This is a genomic window from Streptococcus oralis (assembly GCF_021497885.1).
Lineage (GTDB): Bacteria > Bacillota > Bacilli > Lactobacillales > Streptococcaceae > Streptococcus > Streptococcus oralis_BQ.
Genome location: NZ_CP046523.1, coordinates 1,413,131 through 1,429,953, shown reverse-complemented (window position 1 = coordinate 1,429,953; position 16,823 = coordinate 1,413,131). Strand labels below are relative to the sequence as shown.

General features: G+C 39.8%; 11 protein-coding genes and 1 pseudogene. All 12 read left to right on the top strand.

All coding sequences use genetic code 11. From position 1 onward, the window contains the following. Positions 1–450: 450 nt before the first annotated feature. A complete protein-coding gene (locus GOM48_RS07165) occupies positions 451–1,710 on the top strand; it encodes a preprotein translocase subunit SecY (protein WP_000680146.1) in 1,260 nt (419 codons plus the stop codon). 6 nt (positions 1,711–1,716) lie between these two features. Further along, on the top strand, positions 1,717–3,315 hold the full coding sequence (asp1, locus tag GOM48_RS07160; protein ID WP_061419228.1) for an accessory Sec system protein Asp1: 1,599 nt from the start codon (positions 1,717–1,719) through the stop codon (positions 3,313–3,315). Further along, positions 3,302–4,879: an accessory Sec system protein Asp2 gene (gene asp2, locus GOM48_RS07155; protein ID WP_125425076.1), complete on the top strand. Its 1,578-nt coding sequence runs from the start codon at positions 3,302–3,304 to the stop codon at positions 4,877–4,879. Before asp1 ends, asp2 begins: the two co-directional genes overlap by 14 nt. Then, positions 4,876–5,910, top strand: a complete 1,035-nt coding sequence (gene asp3 / locus GOM48_RS07150; protein ID WP_125425077.1) for an accessory Sec system protein Asp3 — start codon at positions 4,876–4,878, stop codon at positions 5,908–5,910. Before asp2 ends, asp3 begins: the two co-directional genes overlap by 4 nt. Beyond that, positions 5,900–8,287: an accessory Sec system translocase SecA2 gene (gene secA2 / locus GOM48_RS07145; RefSeq protein WP_000851050.1), complete on the top strand. Its 2,388-nt coding sequence runs from the start codon at positions 5,900–5,902 to the stop codon at positions 8,285–8,287. The genes asp3 and secA2 overlap by 11 nt, the downstream gene beginning before the upstream one ends. 68 nt (positions 8,288–8,355) lie before the next feature. Further along, positions 8,356–10,785, top strand: coding sequence for a hypothetical protein (locus GOM48_RS07140; protein ID WP_235096797.1), 2,430 nt, complete (start codon positions 8,356–8,358; stop codon positions 10,783–10,785). Positions 10,786–10,836: 51 nt separating this feature from the next. Next, positions 10,837–12,012 (top strand): family 1 glycosylhydrolase, encoded by a 1,176-nt coding sequence (locus GOM48_RS07135; RefSeq protein ID WP_235096777.1) that lies wholly within the window; start codon positions 10,837–10,839, stop codon positions 12,010–12,012. Between the two features lie 255 nt (positions 12,013–12,267). Next, complete coding sequence (locus GOM48_RS07130; RefSeq protein WP_004246484.1) at positions 12,268–12,954, top strand: hypothetical protein; 687 nt, start codon at positions 12,268–12,270, stop codon at positions 12,952–12,954. A gap of 14 nt (positions 12,955–12,968) precedes the next feature. Then, entirely contained in the window at positions 12,969–14,498 is a 1,530-nt protein-coding gene (gene gtfA / locus GOM48_RS07125; RefSeq protein WP_235096760.1) for an accessory Sec system glycosyltransferase GtfA, read from the top strand. Between the two features lie 27 nt (positions 14,499–14,525). Further along, entirely contained in the window at positions 14,526–15,854 is a 1,329-nt protein-coding gene (gene gtfB, locus GOM48_RS07120) for an accessory Sec system glycosylation chaperone GtfB (protein ID WP_235096750.1), read from the top strand. 68 nt (positions 15,855–15,922) lie between these two features. Continuing rightward, a complete protein-coding gene (locus tag GOM48_RS07115) occupies positions 15,923–16,099 on the top strand; it encodes a hypothetical protein (RefSeq protein ID WP_000066117.1) in 177 nt (58 codons plus the stop codon). 438 nt (positions 16,100–16,537) lie between these two features. Further along, a pseudogene (locus GOM48_RS09785) lies at positions 16,538–16,639 on the top strand (KxYKxGKxW signal peptide domain-containing protein); the annotation flags it as partial. Positions 16,640–16,823: the final 184 nt, after the last annotated feature.

Here is a 16,823-nt window from a genome sequence, read left to right as displayed (position 1 = left end):
TTTTAATGAGAAAAATCGGATAAAATCCATTCAACTTTCGAAAGATCATGATCAGATGAGAAAGCGTAAAATTCCTTACCCTTCAGAGATTTGGTATGGGAATGGTTTTTTAGATGTTAATCATGGTGACAGAGTTGATATACTTATAAAAATTTTAAGGATTAAGTAAATCCGTTTATGCATTTGATAATGTTCAAATAGAAAAAATGGAAGAACAGGTGTTCTCACATGAAAATATTCAAGGATAGAAGAGAAGCTCCAAGTAGATTTACACTCATGAGGTGCTCCTGTATTTCGTAGGTGAAATATCATGGTAAGCCAGTTAATCCTATCTTGATTATCAGTGGGATGAGCCTGTTTTCTTGAGTTGTCTTGCTGTTACGATGGTGCATGAACATTGCTAGAAAATGATCGCAAGACTTGCTAAATATAAAGAATAAAGGATGACAGATGAAACATTTCGGTCTTAAGAAACAGAAACGAACAAGTATTTTTTTCCGAAGAGCAATTTTTACAATTTTGATCATTGCGATCTATTTACTTGGTCGCCATATTTTACTTCCAGGATACAATGGCAATACAGGTTTTTCGCAAATAACTGAGCAAAATCCCTTGGCCTATTTGTATTCTTTGGCAGGAGTAGATGTCTCTCAGATTTCCATGTTTTCTCTGGGATTAGGTCCATGGATTACGACGATGATTGTCTGGCAGGTCATCAACTTGAATAAAAGTTGGAATATCCAGTCCTGGTCATTGAAAAAAGCGGATTTTGTGCAAAAGATTCTCACTTTAATTTTTTCCGTGTTACAAGGGATAGCTGTTATGTACACGGCTCGTTCGGAAAATGGACGCTTTTTGCTTCTTGTAGATGATTGGATTTATAATATGGCTGTACTAGCAACTGTTGTAGCAGGAAGCTTTGTTATTATCTGGTTGGCTGGTTTGAATGTTAGCAAGGGAGTAGGCGGGCAGACAATTATTATTATTTCAGGAATTCTGCTACAATTTGCTAACCAATTAGTGGTATTGATAGGACAATCTGTTTTTTCTAAAGAAGGATTAGCCTTTCTAGTAGGTGCGGCGATCTCATTTTTGCTCTTGGGCTATATCGCTGTGGTCTGCGAGAGAGCTGAAATTCGTTTGCCTCTAAATCGAGTCATGTTAAGTAGTCGTTACTATGGCAAATCTTACCTCCCTATCAAATTTCTTCCCTCTGGGGGAATGCCTATTATGTATGCCTCGAGTGTTATTATGTTGCTTCAGTTGGTATTAGACTGGTTTGGACATGGTTTTACAAAAAATTTTGGTAGTTTATTTGACTTTACAAAACCCCTAAGTTTAGCCTTTTACCTGCTTGCTATCTATCTTCTTGCAATTTTATTTGCCTATATCAACTTAGAACCAGAAGAAACAGCGAAACGTTTACAACGTCAAGGAGAATACCTAGATTATATCCAGCCTGGGAAAGCAACTTTAAAAGTTTTGAAACATTACATTTCCTTACAATCTAACGTAGGAGCACTCTACCTGATCGTTTTTATTGGTTTACCCTATTTCATTAATTTCTTCCTACCTCTTCCAAATTTGCTTTTGACTATACCAAGTACATTGATCATTTTAGTCAGTATGCTCTTGCCTTTGCATGAAGAAATACGTATCTTGAGAATTGGGACTTACTACCACAAAGAATTAGAATTTAAAGGAGAATAGAGGGATATGTTTTACTTTGTACCATCTTGGTATAGACAAGATCGGAAATGGTATTCTACCACCCTGCCTTTCTATTACGTGTCTAAAAATATGATGTTTGATGATGCGGTGAATTTGCTGCGAATGTTTCAGCAATCAGGAGAGGCAAATACCACTCTGATTTTGAACTATTCACCACATATTCGAACCTTTCTTTATCAGCAAAGAATATTGCCAGAAACTGTATGGAATCTATTTGATACCATACAAGGTCTGACGGATGTATCTGTACGTAAAATTCGTCTGGAAGATATTAAATGGCCTCAAGGAGTAGAATTCTTCTATACTCCTTTTATGATTGAGGTATATTTAAATCAAGAACACTATGCTAAAATTAACTTTTCACAAACAGGTAATTTCTTTGATATTACTTATTTTGAGGGTGGGCAGACAAATCATCAGCTAATTTTTGATGATCGTGGATTTGTTTCAAGTATCATCTATTTTGAAAATGATCAACCTTACTACCAAGATTATTTAAATTTACAAGGTACATGGCAGTTTAGGGAATTTTTGGGTACAGAAAATCATCAAGTGCTTATCAACCCTGAGGCGCAGGCTACATTTGCAAAAGAAGTTTACCGAGATATCGAAGAATTGATCAATGAAAAACTAGATCAGTATCTAACTTCTGCGCTAACCAAGGATGATACGATTGTGATTTCGTCAGATGTGCAGCACAATCACTTTTTCCAAAAAATTAAGGAAAACCATCATGTTATCTTGTCTTTTTTTGGAGATCGCTATCCAATTACAAACCAGGAGCAGCTGCTAACGGATTTGACAGACACGCCGTTCTTCGTTGTTGATAGTTTAAATAAAATTGAAACGATAGCAGCTAATGTGGATCTAGAACAGTTGCCAGGATTTTATGAGATTCCGCCTTATGATACTCATCTAAACCTAGGGCATAGTCAAAGAAAAAAAGAGTTAATTGTTTACGTCAATTACGACAATCTACCAGCAGATCAAATTCAATATGTGTTTACGACTTTGTTTGAAATGATGTTGAAAAATGAATGGATTGACTTGCTGGTTGGAACACAAAGTCAGGATTTTGGCCGAGAGGCCTATATAAAACAGGTACTAGAAAGCTATCGATCTCTTAAGCCAGAATATGAACAAGAATTGATTTTTGTTGATAAAGAGAAGAGAGCGAGAGGTGAAAACCGAGTTCTTGATGATGAAGAGGAGATTGTTCGCGAACGGATTGATATTGAGACCATTCATAGCGACAGCGATTTGATTAAAGTTCTGAAGTACGTTCGTATTATACTAGATTTGGGAACTCCAGCTGATGTGTTGACTCAAATCGCTGGCATTAGTGGAGGGATCCCTCAGGTTAACTTGTATAGTTCCTCTTATGTGAAGCATGGAGAAAATGGTTGGATTCTAGATGATATTTCAGATTTCGAAGAGGCACTCTTATACTACCTCACAAACTTAGAACATTGGAATCAATCTCTAGTTCACTCAGTCAAGAAGATTGAACAGTATACAAGGGGTGAGATTGTCGATATGTGGAAAAATACCATAAAGGAATTAAAAGGAAATGAAAAAAATTAGTGTTTTGCAAATTGCTGATGAAAATTGGCAGGAGCAATATGAAATTCCTAGTAATATAAAATGGACATTTGTCAAACCAGAAGACATCGTCTCTTTATTGCCAGAAGATATCGGGATCTTAAATAGAGAAGTTGAGGCGGAAAACGGGAAAAAAAAGAAAAAAGTAGACAGACCGTTTGATGTCGTGTTGGTAGATACTGCTGAATATTTAGAGTATGTCACTATCTTGGATCAGAAAATTCAGGTTTACCGTCTGTTCTATCATGAGCGTTGTCAAATCACTACAAAAACGCTGGAACGATTTCTTTTGCGCAAAAAAGCTGTGAAAACAAATTTTGAAAATCCAGAGCAGATGCTACATATATTTTCACGTGGTTTTTTCTCCAAGCAAAATGGAACGAAACTAAGTGTTAATCATCTAGTTGCTGCACCATCTTTTGAGGGTCAAATCAGTTATGAAGGGACAAACTACCTTCGTTTGTGTGGCCGATACGGCGAGGATTATCAGACTATTGCGACCTATCAACATAATGTTTTTCTGAGTGGGGAGATGCCCTTAGATCTGTGGCCTGAGTTCAGGGTTTCAGAAGGTTGTTCGATCCGCTACGTTGTCAAAGGTTTTCCAGCTGGAAATTCTCCCATGCAAGAATGGATTTATGATGAAACGAGCTTTGATCGGCCTCTGACGTTAGATGTAAATGATTCGTATTATTTGAGTATCAGTATTCAAGCAAAGGGACAAGGGATTGTAAAACTTGGTCCCTGCCACTATCGAGACTCCCATCTAGGCTATGGAGACTTGTTAGTCGGAGGAAAACGAATTAGCGATAAAAATAGAGAAGAACTGATTTATTTCTTCCATCCAGGAGATTTGAAACCACCGTTGAACATCTATTTTTCAGGGTACCGTCCTGCAGAGGGATTCGAGGGATACTGGATGATGAATAATTTGGGATCGCCATTCTTACTAGTAGGGGATCCGCGTTCAGAAGGGGGCGCATTCTATCTTGGATCGGAGGAGCTGGAACAAAAGCTTCTCCAAGTGGTTCATAACTGCTTAGATGAACTCGGTTTTACGAAGGAACAACTGACCTTGTCAGGTTTATCAATGGGTACTTTTGGCGCCCTTTACTATAGTTCTAAGTTGGAACCTCATGCCGTCATTGTCGGAAAACCTCTTGTCAACTTAGGAGATATGGCAGAAAATGAGTCAACTATTCGTCCGGGAGGATTTCCAACGTCACTGGATTTGGTGTACCGCACAATAGGGGAGTTATCAAGTGGAGCTACAGCTCAGCTTAACGAACGTTTCTGGACGGCTTTTGAGTCAGCTGATTTCTCAAGAACAAAATTCATTATCTCCTTTATGTATCAAGATGACTATGATATGTCGGCCTATCCTGATATGCTGGATGAGTTAGGACAGCGAGATTACCGCGTCAGCGTTATCAGTAAGGGATTGACTGGACGACACAACGACGATACACAAGGTATTGTCGAATGGTTCTTTAATCAATATAAAACGCTATTAATGAATAGTTTTGAAAGGGAGTTTAAATCGTGAGATACAAGGAAGAAGTCTATTTTGCTTATTGGGATATCCAAAGCGTATCTCAGTATCTATACGGTTCATCTGTCAAACTGTTAGATGGTGGTCATGTTTTGTATGAAAACCAGTTCATGCCTTCGGGGACAGTTATTCATGAATGGCATTCACGGGCAAACTATCAGGCCTTACGCAATACGAGTCAGCTTCCTGAATTGAAACGTGGGCAAAACTATATTTTTGGCAGTCATATAGAAACCATCCCAGAAAATTCAACATACTTAAAAGTTGAATTTATGGATGCTCGAGACGAAGAAATTTCGAATCAGATCATTAAACAGGGAGAGAGAGTCAGCGTATGCGTTCCAGATAATACACAATATTATAAGGTGCAGTTAGTCAGCTCGGGTTGTCATCGCTTCCTTTTTGAAGGGATTTATGTTGCTGAGGAGCAGTTGGCGGATTATACAGTGGATCGCTACTGGATTTCTGATTTGCTTCATCAGGATTCCGAGAAAGAAACGATGTATGTTTGCTTTACTGAACCTGAACTCAATCGAACAGGTTTTATTCCAGAACGTGTTCGTGAACATTTCTCAAATGTATTGATTGTTAATTCGTCTTATAGAGAAGCGCTCCTATACATGGAGGAACGTTTTTACGAAACCTTGCTTGAAACGATTGAAGAATTAGCGCAAGAGCATCTTTTTGAAAAAGTGGCTTTTGTTGGTTATGGAGCGATTTCTAATATTGCGGCCTTGCATTACTCCAAACAATTTGGAAATTCATACGCTCTTGTGACGGATGAGTTTTTAAGCGAACTAGACTATCAACGCTTGCTGGAACGTTACCGTAGTCGAGTAAATCCGCCTATTTTTAAAGAATTATTGCTACAGCAATTTAATCCGACAAAAGTTAAGGAATATGCGGACTTGAAGACTAGACCACGTGAACTAGCAAACATTGAATATTTATTAGATAAGTCATTTTTACTTCAAGCAATTGACTTGGAAAAGATTGAAGAGTGGATGAGAGAGAATGAAAACTAAACGATTCAATTTGACCAACTCCTATAAACTAATGCGTTACAAAAAGATTTTGGAGAAGGTTAATAAACTATCTGATAGTTATGCAGCTATGTCAAATGAGAAACTGCAAGCTCAGACAAAATGGTTTAAAGAACGCCTTTCTGGAGGAGAAAGCTTGCAGTCCATTTTGCCAGAAGCGTACGCAACCATTCGTGAGGCAGCCAAGCGTGTATTAGGATTATATCCTTATGATGTTCAGGTTTTAGGGGCCTTGGTTATGCAAGACAATCAGATTGCAGAAATGAGAACAGGGGAAGGAAAAACCTTGACAGCTATCCTTCCTTTATACCTAAATGCTTTGACGGAAAAAAGTACGATCCTAGTCACGGCCAATGAATATTTGGCAGCGCGTGATGCTAAACAAATGGCACCCGTTTTTCGATTTTTAGGAATGACAGTTGGGGTTGGTGTCTCGGACGATCCGACAAAAAAACTTAAAATTCCTCAAAAACAACAAATCTATAAGAATGATATTGTCTATACAACACATAGTGCGTTAGGGTTTGATTACCTAGAAGAAAACTTGGCGACATCTCAATCAAAGAAGTTTTTGCCAAAATTTTATTTTTGTTTGGTCGATGAAGTAGATGCAGCCTTGCTAGATAGTGCGCAGATGCCCCTAATCATTTCAGGTTCTCCTCGGGTTCAATCCAACCTCTTTCTCTCGTGTGATGAGTTTGTAAAAACTCTAAAAGAAGGGGAAGATTTTAATTTAGACTCCACTCGGACGTCTGTATGGTTGACGAGAAAAGGAGTAAAGGAAGCAGAGGTTTATTTCCGCGTTCAGAATGCCTATGATCCAGATAATTACCAGCTCATTCGTCAAATTAACCTAGCTTTGAGAGCTAACCACTTATTTGAAAAAGATCGTCAGTACACAGTGGATAATGGCGAAGTTAAACTGATGGATGAGGCGACAGGACGTCTCTTGGAAGGAAATAAACTCCAATCAGGACTGCACCAAGCACTAGAAGCCAGAGAACGTGTGAAAATCACATTGGAAACGCGTTCGATGGCCTCTATTACCTATCAAAATTTATTTAGAATGTTTCCCAAATTAGCAGGGATGACGGGTACTGGTAAAGTTTGTGAGGATGAGTTCAGAGACGTTTACGACTTGGGAGTCGTAGTTGTTCCTACACGAAAACCCAATTTACGAATTGATTATCCAGATGAAATCTATCTCACGATTCCTCAAAAGTTATATGCTTCATTGGAGTATATCAAAAAATTACATAAAAAAGGTCAGCCAGTTTTAATTGCGACAGGATCAGTTGGAATGTCTGAGATTTATTCTATGCTCTTACTCCAAGAGGGAATCGCCCATAATGTGTTGAACGCCCATAATGCAGCGAAAGAGGCTGAGATGATCGCCCTGGCTGGTAGACGTTCTGCAGTGACGGTAGCAACATCAATGGCAGGTCGTGGAACAGATATTATCTTAGAAGAAGGGGTTGCTGAGTTGGGTGGACTTGCTGTTGTTGGAACAGAGAGAATGTCCAGTGAGCGAGTGGATTTGCAGCTTCGCGGTCGTGCCGGACGACAAGGCGCTCCAGGGTTGAGCAAATTCTTTATTTCTCTTGAGGATGATCTTATTTCCAAGTCTGGTAGCAAATGGATTAGTGAGTACTATCACAAAGAAATTGCAAAACCAGAGGAAAAACAAAAGATTCATTTGACTTCTCGTCGTATTAGACATGCGGTTGAAGAGGCTCAGAAGAATAGTGATAACGCGTCAGCGGCTTCCAGACGTTCAACGGAACGATATGATGAAAGTATCCGTATTCAGCGACAGATTATCTACAATAAGCGTAATAAGCTCATCTCTCATCCAGACTTTGATTTGACTTATTTCTTGTCTATCCTATCGGATGCAGTGGACATTTATACAAGTAAAACACCGTTTAAAGAGCGGGCGGATTTATTTCGCTTTGTTTTGGATAACATTAGTTATTACTGCGAGGATATTCCAGATGATCTAGATGTCACGGATTTACGGCAAGTTAAAAAGTTTTTATCTGACCTCCTTGTTTCAGAATACCAGCAGAAAAAAGATAAAATCAAGGATTCAGAGTTGTTCAATCAATTTCAACGAACTGTCGTTTTGAGAGCGATAGATGACTGTTGGGTTGAGCAAGTTGACTATTTACAGCAATTTCAAGGTTTGGTATCTAGTCAAGGGTATGCCCAAAAAAATCCTGTCTTTGAGTTTCATAAAGAAGCTTTTAAATCATACAAAAGAATGAATGCAGATATAAATCTAAACATTATAAAAAACATGGCATTGAGTTACATTAATATTAAGCCTTCTGGGAAGTTAGAAGTTTTCTTTGGCTAATGCTTTGACAGATTCTGTTGTAGACTTTATAATGATGATATAACTGTATTTTTGGAGAAAATCATATTATGAGCAAAAATAATAACGAAGAGCTAAAGGGATTTAAACGTTTGATATCAAAGTTTAAGCAAAAGGGTAGGGAAGATAGTGATTACCGTAGCCTGGATGCAACTAAATCAAAGCCCGTTAGTCGAAAACTCAAAGAGCAAAAGGAAATTATTCTGAGTGCTAGTGAAGATCTTGAGTTACCAACAGAATCAGTTTCTGTCATGGAAGCCTTAGAAGACTTTCAGGAAAGGAACAGTCTGGGTGTAGCTGACTTGATAAGAGATGTTAGTCAGAGCTTGTCAACTAGCGCTTTAGCTTCCCTTAGCCTTTCTGTCGCAGATTCGTACAGTGAGTCGTTTAGCCAGAGTATATCAGCAAAAGGATTCTCGCTTCGAGAGTCCATGTCTGAGAACTACTCATTAGTGGTCTCTTCTTCAGAATCTGAATTTGAGTCCCTTTCCTTGGTTGATAGCCTCTCTGTTTCTGAGCATTTGACAGGGGAGTCCCTTTGTCAGGATACGGATGCATTCTCTTTGAGTGAAAGTCTTGCATACTCAGAGTCTCTTTCCTTGAGTGAATCGGAACAAGCGAGTCAGAGTGTTTCCGAGTCTGAGTTCTATAGCCTAAGTCAGAGTGAGTGGGAATCCGTTTCCGAATCCCAAATCTCTTCAGAATCAGAGTGGTGTAGTTCTTCCGAATCAGAACAAGCAAGTCAGAGTGTCTCCGAGTCCTATAGCCTGAGCCAGAGTGAATGGGAATCCATATCCGAATCCCAAAGTCACTCAGAATCAGAGTGGTGGAGCTCTTCCGAATCAGAGCAAGCGAGCCAGAGTGTTTCCGAGTCTGAGTTCTATAGCTTAAGCCAGAGTGAATGGGAATCCGTTTCCGAATCCCAAATCTCTTCAGAATCAGAGTGGTGGAGCTCTTCCGAATCGGAGCAAGCAAGTCAGAGCGTTTCTGAGTCTGAGTTCTATAGCCTGAGCCAGAGTGAATGGGAATCTATATCCGAATCCCAAAGCTCTTCAGAATCAGAGTGGTGGAGCTATTCCGAATCAGAGCAAGCGAGCCAGAGTGAGTGGGAATCGATTTCCGAATCTCAAAGCACTTCAGAATCAGAGTGGTGGAGCTACTCCGAATCAGAACAAGTAAGTCAGAGTGTTTCCGAGTCTGAGTTCTATAGCCTAAGCCAGAGCGAGTGGGAATCGATATCCGACTCCCAAAGTCACTCAGAATCAGAGTGGTGGAGTTCTTCCGAATCAGAACAAGCCAGTCAGAGTGTTTCCGAGTCTGAGTTCTATAGCCTAAGCCAGAGCGAGTGGGAATCCATATCCGAATCCCAAAGTCACTCAGAATCAGAGTGGTGGAGTTCTTCTGAATCAGAACAAGCGAGTCAGAGTGTCTCCGAGTCTGAGTTCTATAGCCTAAGCCAGAGTGAATGGGAATCCATATCCGAATCCCAAAGCTCTTCAGAATCAGAGTGGTGGAGCTATTCCGAATCAGAACAAGCGAGTCAGAGTGTTTCCGAGTTCGAGTTCTATAGCCTAAGCCAGAGTGAGTGGGAATCCATATCCGAATCCCAAAGTCACTCAGAATCAGAGTGGTGGAGCTATTCCGAATCAGAACAAGCCAGTCAGAGTGTCTCCGAGTCTGAGTTCTATAGCCTAAGCCAGAGTGAGTGGGAATCCATATCCGAATCCCAAAGTCACTCAGAATCAGAGTGGTGGAGCTATTCCGAATCAGAACAAGCCAGTCAGAGTGTTTCCGAGTCCGAGTTCTATAGCCTGAGCCAGAGTGAATGGGAATCGATTTCTGAATCTCTTTCCTTGAGTGAGATGATTTCTCATCTACTTTCTGAGTCCGAGTCGTTAAGTTTGAGCGAAAACCTCTATCTCAGCGAGTCCGAATCCTTAAGTCAAAGCCAACAAATATCTGAATCCTTGAGTCAAAGTCAGAGTGTAGCTGATTCGGTGAGTTTAAGGAAAGCATCCCTATCTCAATCCTATAGTATGTTAGAATCAGAATTTGGTTCCTATAGACAGAGTGTGGCGGAGACAGAAGTATTCGCGCATGACTTGCATGCTTCGGAACGTCTGTATAAGAGCCTCTCTGAACTGGATATGAGCCCTCTAACTCACCAGCAAAAAGTGCAAGAAGTGATGACACCTGAAATTTCTGAAGAGGGATTGTCTCAAGCACATATTGCTGAGGAGCAACAGGGGCTTGAAAATAGAGAGGAATCAATAAAGAATGTAGATTTGCAAGCCTCTCTGAAACATCTGTCTCACTATTCAGAATCAAATGGAACAAATTTAAGGATGACGGAACGCCAACTCTATCACCTACTCAGACCAGGTTCGCAACCCCTAGCACGTGACTTAAGAAATGTTGCAAGTGAATTGTCTGGTTTGGCTGCTATTACTCAAAAAAGGGAAGATGAGAAATCCTTCTAAACAGAACTTGCAATCATTAAATAGAAATAATAAAAATCAAAAGGAGCCACTATGATTAGAAATATGATGTCAAATAGTAACAAAGGTTTGGGTACTACAGATGTATTACCAGTTGACCAATCTCGGATAGAAGTTCTGAATGGAACAGTTGACTACAAAAATGTACCTTTAGGATCTTATGATATCCTAGGGAGATTTGCTTCAGTAGGTCAGAGAGATTATACGGAAGAGCTGAATTTAATTCAATCAATGGGTTTTAATGCCTATAGAATCTCGATTTCTTGGGCACGCATCTTTCCAAATGGTGAAGAGCTGCAGCCGAGTGAAGAGGGGTTGAAATATTATGAAGCAATCATCGATGACGTATTAGAAAAAGATATCGAACCGATTGTGACCTTGAGTCACTTTGACCTTCCACTGAATCTATACGAAAAATATGGAGCTTGGAAAAGCCGCAAGATGATCGAACTCTTTGAGCGTTACGCAGAAGCTGTCTTTCAGTACTTTAAGGACAAAGTGAAGTATTGGATTACCTTCAATGAGTTCAACGTTTTGCACCATTTGCCGTTTCTTGGTGGAGGATTGTCTTTTGGAGCAGATGACAATCAAGAACAGGTGATTTGGCAAGCAGCTCATTATCAATTAGTTGCTTCTGCACGTGCAATCAAGCTCGGAAAAGCAATCAACCCAGAGTTTCAGTTTGGTGGGATGATGGTTGTTAGTAAAAACTACAGTCAGCAAACTGAAAATGCTATTGATGTAATGGAAGCAGAAGTCAAAGATAGGGAAAATTATTTGTTTACAGACGTGCAAGTTCGTGGATACTACCCAAATCACTTTTTGCGTCGTTTGGAACGTGATCAAATCGCCTTGGATATTGAAAATGACGACCTCTTTGTCCTAAGAGATGGGAAAATTGACTTTGTCAGCTTCAGTTATTATGCATCAAGCAATTCCCAAGAAGTTTTTGTCAACAAATATGCAAGTAATGGCCAAAATCAAAATCGCATTGATTCTGTGGGACTTCGTCTCGTGATGAACAATCTTTACGATCGTTACCAAAAACCACTCTTCGTCGTGGAAGATGATGTGGTCTTGGATGATTCAAATAGCGTAGCAACTGAAGAATTGAAAACAAACATCCAAGAGATCGTGAAAACAGTCGAGTATGATGGTGTGGAATTGCTTGGCTATACACCGCTTACTTGGACGGAACTAAATTTTTAAAATAGGAAGTAATAACTGAATTTCTTCTACCCTAGAAGTAGTGTTCGTATTTTTACTTTTGAAAATGTCTGATCTATCAATCAGACATTTTTTTAGAAATAGATGGATTTTAAGCTAAGTTCGGATTTTGCTTGATAGCAGCTTAGGATATTTTCCTTGTTTGGAGCTTAGAAAAGAATAGCAATTTGCGCTATTTTATGCTACAATGGGGAGTAGTGGTGTAAATCAGAATAAGTAAGGAATAGAGGGAGCAAAATGAGACTGAAGAAAACATTGTTCGGTAACTACCGTGCTAAGGAAGTCGAAGATTGTATCGAAGCATTAGAGGAAGGATTCGATCGTGAAATTCAAAAGAAGAATGAAAAAATCGAATCTCTACGTAAAAAAATCGACTCTATGAAGAATCAAGAAAAAGAGATCGGTGAAGCAGTCATTTACGCCAAATCTCTTGTCATTGAAGCTCATGATAGGGCTGAAAAAGAAGCTAAAGAAGTTTTAGAAAAGGCACAAAAAGACTACTTGGATACGAGAGAATCTATTCTCGAAGAAATCGATACTCTGACCAAAAAACGGGCAGAGGCTGAGAGATTGTATAATTTACAAAAAGAAAAAATTAAAAATATTATTAGTCGAATTGATGATTTTCTAGAACTGGACGATATCGATGGTAAACCAAAAGATATCAAAAAAATTCAAGAATTGCGTAAAGAACTTGATAGACCAGAAGAAGTTGCTAAGGAGAAAGAAGAGGTGGTGCCTGAGAGAGAGAAAATCCATCTCGAACAACCCCTTGCAAAAACAGGAACAGATAGTACCATCTCTGTCAGCTACATCACTTCACGTCGCGCAAAACCTAAAAAGAAAGACGAAGATAAGCTAGATGATGATAAGGGCAAGAGAATCAAACGTCTTTCAAGAATTAAACGAGATAACTTTTTGTAAGAGGATAATCAAATATGACAATTTATAACATCAATTTGGGGATTGGCTGGGCGAGTAGCGGTGTAGAATATGCGCAGATCTACCGTGCAAAATTGCTTCGTAGTGTTGGCTTAGAAGCGAAGTTCATCTTTATGGATTTTATATCTGCTGATAACATTGAACATTTGACAAAGAATATCGGCTTTGAAGATTCTGAGGTTATCTGGCTTTATCAGTATTTTACAGATGTCAAAATTGCACCGACGACCTATACGTTAGCGCAGGTCTTAGCGAGTTTCGATAAAGAGCCTCTCGAAATTATCCGCGACACCGATATGAAGACGATTCGACTAGTATTTGGTGATGGTGATTTTGTAACTTGTTATGCCTGTGATATGGATAAAGAGTTGATTGAACGCGCCGAAATTGTTTCGCGTGGTTGTCTGATTCAAAAAGAGTACTACACTTATACGAAGAATTTTGTTGAGTATTTTAGTCCGATGAATGGTCATGCGCAATTATATCAACGTACCTGGCTCAATGAAGATGGTAGTGTGGCCTATGAAGAAATCATCAATGAAGTCGATGGTAGACAGGAAACGCAAGTCTATCGTTTCCCAAATCATGTTTTCTATTCTAAGCAAGAGTTTGTCGCGCATTTTATGAGAAGTCTGTCTCTGACGGACAAAGATTTGTTGATTTTAGATCGAGAGACAGATATTGGTCAAGCTATCTTTGCTAATAAGGGCGATGCAAAGCTAGTCGTAATCGTTCATGCAGACCACTTTAGTGAAAATCCTGCTGAGAAAGACTATATTTTGTGGAATAACTATTATGAGTATCAGTTTGAACATGCCGAAGAAGTGGACTATATCATTAACTCGACCGATGCGCAAACGAACCTACTCAAAGAACAATTCGCCCAATATACAACCATCAAACCAAAGGAAATCTTGACTATTCCAGTGGGAAGTTTGGATCAATTGCGTCATCCAGAAGGAGAGCGCAAGCCGTTTGGATTGATTACAGCTTCGCGCTTGGCCAGTGAAAAGCATATTGATTGGTTGATTCACTCTGTAGTGAAGGCACATGAGCAATTACCTGAAATTACTTTTGATATCTATGGTACGGGTGGCGAAAGAGCCATGTTGGAGCAGTTGATTCATGAGTTAAATGCAGAAGACTATATCCGTCTTATGGGGCATCACCACATGGCAGATGTGTATCGAAATTACTCTGCTTACCTCTCTGCCTCCACAAGTGAAGGATTTGGTTTGACCTTGTTAGAGGCAGTTGGCTCTGGTCTGCCAATTATTGGTTTTGATGTACGTTATGGAAATCCAACCTTTATCCGTGATGGGGAAAATGGTTACTTGATTCCTGAGGCACGTCCAGATGATCTGGATGCAATGACAACGGAATACGCAGAAAAGATTGTCCAGCTATTTACTCAACATTCCCAAGAAGATCTATCCCGTGTATCCTACGAGGTGGCAGAACCATATCTTGATGAGCATATCGCTCAACGTTGGTACGATCTGGTTCAATCTGCACAGCATCAGTAGGGATTCGAAAAGAAAGGCATAAACACTATGATTTGTTTATTTGAACGCTATGATCAAGCGAGTTTTGATTTACTACGTTCACTTAAGGCAGCTGGGCTAGACTGTCCTGTTGTCGTGATCCGAGACGATGGCTACCTCGCACCTGATGTCGAGTCGCCTTACAGTTACTTTACTGGAGATGTGGCCTCAGAGGACGATCTACCTCTTTATTTTAACCTTGTTCCGAAACCTCATTTGTGGGAAATTCGCTCGAGCAATGTTAATGGTGAAATCTTGGATATGGGTAAGAAACGTGCCAATATCTTTTACCGTCAACCGACACATGAACGTCGCGTTCGTGCAGTCGAGTGGTTGGATGATCAGGGTCGTGTACGCGCTGCAGACATTTACAATCGCAAGGGACGTCTCTTTGCACAGATTACCTATGATGATGCCCAACGTCCAACTCATACACGCTACTTTAATCAAGATAACGTAACGGTGATTATGGAAAATCATCTAACAGAGGATATTATCTTAACTCTTGATGGAAAACGCCATATTTTCAATTCTAAGCAAGAATTTGTAATCTTTTACTTGCGTTATCGTGGGTATGATACAGATCGCATTATCTACAATTCTCTAGCAACACCATTTTTAGTAGCCGTTGGTATGACTCCGAAAGAAGGACGAGCAGAGGATATTCTCTTCTGGCAGGAGCCAATTGGAGAGGAGTTGCCGGGTAACATGAAGGCAGCGATGCAGTTGCCTCATCGCAACATCCGTATCGCAGTACAGGACAAGCAAGTTTATGATAAAATCCTCAAGCTTGCGACACCAAAAGAGAAGAGTTACTTCCGCAATGTTGGTTATCTCTATCAATACCATCGCCTCAATAATATGAATCCAGAAGCTTTGATTCTGACGAATAGTGACCAAATCGAGCAAATTGAACCACTTTTGACTCAATTACCAAATGTTCATTTCCATATTGGAGCGATTACTGAGATGTCAAGTCGTTTAATGGAATTAAATCGCTATCCGAATATTTCCCTCTACCCTAATATTCGTCCAGCTAAGGTGAGTGAGCTCTTTGCTCGCTGTGACTTGTATCTGGATATCAATATCAGTGATGAAATTCTCAATGGTAGTCGAACAGCTTTTGAGAATAATATGCTGATTCTCAGTTTTGAGACGACTTGTCACAATCGTCGTTTCGTTGCAGAAAGCCACATTTATCCGGTGGAAAATGTATCAGCCATGGTAGGTAAGATTCAGGGAGTTCTCTCTCTTCCGTCTGAGATGGAGGCTGCCCTTGCTAAGCAAAAACAGGCGGCGAATCAGGCTGATCTGGAAGCCTACAAGTCAATTTTATAAGCTAATAAGACAAGGGCTTGCTTTCGATGAAAGCAAGTTCCTTTCTATCAACAGAAAAGGAGGAGCACATGTCTAACAAGGACAATAGCATTTTACAAGAACATATACGAGAACAGCTAGATAATCGAAAGAAACCCCTAAAAAGGGAGAAGCAAGATTTTAGCATGATTGCCGTGCTGGGCGGAGTTCTCTTTCTCGTAACTCTTTTGGTCACACTACTCATGCAGTTGGGACGCTTTTTTTAGGAACTTTTCTGGATGGAGGTGGTCTCCAGAAAAGATGAACCTTGACGATTTGCTCGTCAAGGTTTTTTTGTTCCTGTCTAACTGAACTAGTGTGAAAGGGTGGGGGAAGGAAGAGATTTCGAAAGATAATAAAACGTTTTCAATTATTTGATCCTTGAAAGCGAATTTTATGTAAAAATTATGTGTTTTCATTTGTCATTTCGAGTATAACTGCTTGAAAAGGAGGAGCTATTTTGATAGAATAATAAATGGTATATACTAGATAAAAACGACTGGTATATTCCAGATGGAATCTGCTTTTTCTGAGTCAAAGGGATAAAAACTGAGACTGACTGCGGTTTTTATTGGCTTTGGTTTTGAGAGGGTAGCGCAACTACGCTTTGTTAATGATCATGAGGTTAACAAAGGGTCGCATTTTGATGAAAAGAAAGGAAACAAATGTTTCGAAGTAAAAAGTTTAACAAAGATTTCGAGATCGTAGATGAGAAAAAGCGTTATAAGCTTTACAAGTCGGGGAAAAACTGGGTAAAAGCCTCGAACTCTCAATTGGATCTCTTCCGTATCGGTGGGATGGGCGAAGTTGTCTCTAGTACCCTATCAGACACTGAAGAACTTGATCACGCACACCTTAGTCTTAACACGCTAGCGGGTATAGGGGGAATCCTGGCCGCGGGGGCTGCAGGATTTGTGATGACTCAAGAGCAAACTGTATACGCAGATGAAA

Bases quoted from the DNA above. Each gene is read 5' to 3' on its own strand.
- GOM48_RS07115 (WP_000066117.1), top strand. From the start codon at position 15,923: ATGTCTAACAAGGACAATAGCATTTTACAAGAACATATACGAGAACAG.
- asp2 (WP_125425076.1), top strand. From the start codon at position 3,302: ATGAAAAAAATTAGTGTTTTGCAAATTGCTGATGAAAATTGGCAGGAG.
- gtfB (WP_235096750.1), top strand. From the start codon at position 14,526: ATGATTTGTTTATTTGAACGCTATGATCAAGCGAGTTTTGATTTACTA.
- GOM48_RS07130 (WP_004246484.1), top strand. From the start codon at position 12,268: ATGAGACTGAAGAAAACATTGTTCGGTAACTACCGTGCTAAGGAAGTC.
- gtfA (WP_235096760.1), top strand. From the start codon at position 12,969: ATGACAATTTATAACATCAATTTGGGGATTGGCTGGGCGAGTAGCGGT.
- GOM48_RS07140 (WP_235096797.1), top strand. From the start codon at position 8,356: ATGAGCAAAAATAATAACGAAGAGCTAAAGGGATTTAAACGTTTGATA.
- GOM48_RS07135 (WP_235096777.1), top strand. From the start codon at position 10,837: ATGATTAGAAATATGATGTCAAATAGTAACAAAGGTTTGGGTACTACA.
- asp1 (WP_061419228.1), top strand. From the start codon at position 1,717: ATGTTTTACTTTGTACCATCTTGGTATAGACAAGATCGGAAATGGTAT.
- GOM48_RS07165 (WP_000680146.1), top strand. From the start codon at position 451: ATGAAACATTTCGGTCTTAAGAAACAGAAACGAACAAGTATTTTTTTC.
- secA2 (WP_000851050.1), top strand. From the start codon at position 5,900: ATGAAAACTAAACGATTCAATTTGACCAACTCCTATAAACTAATGCGT.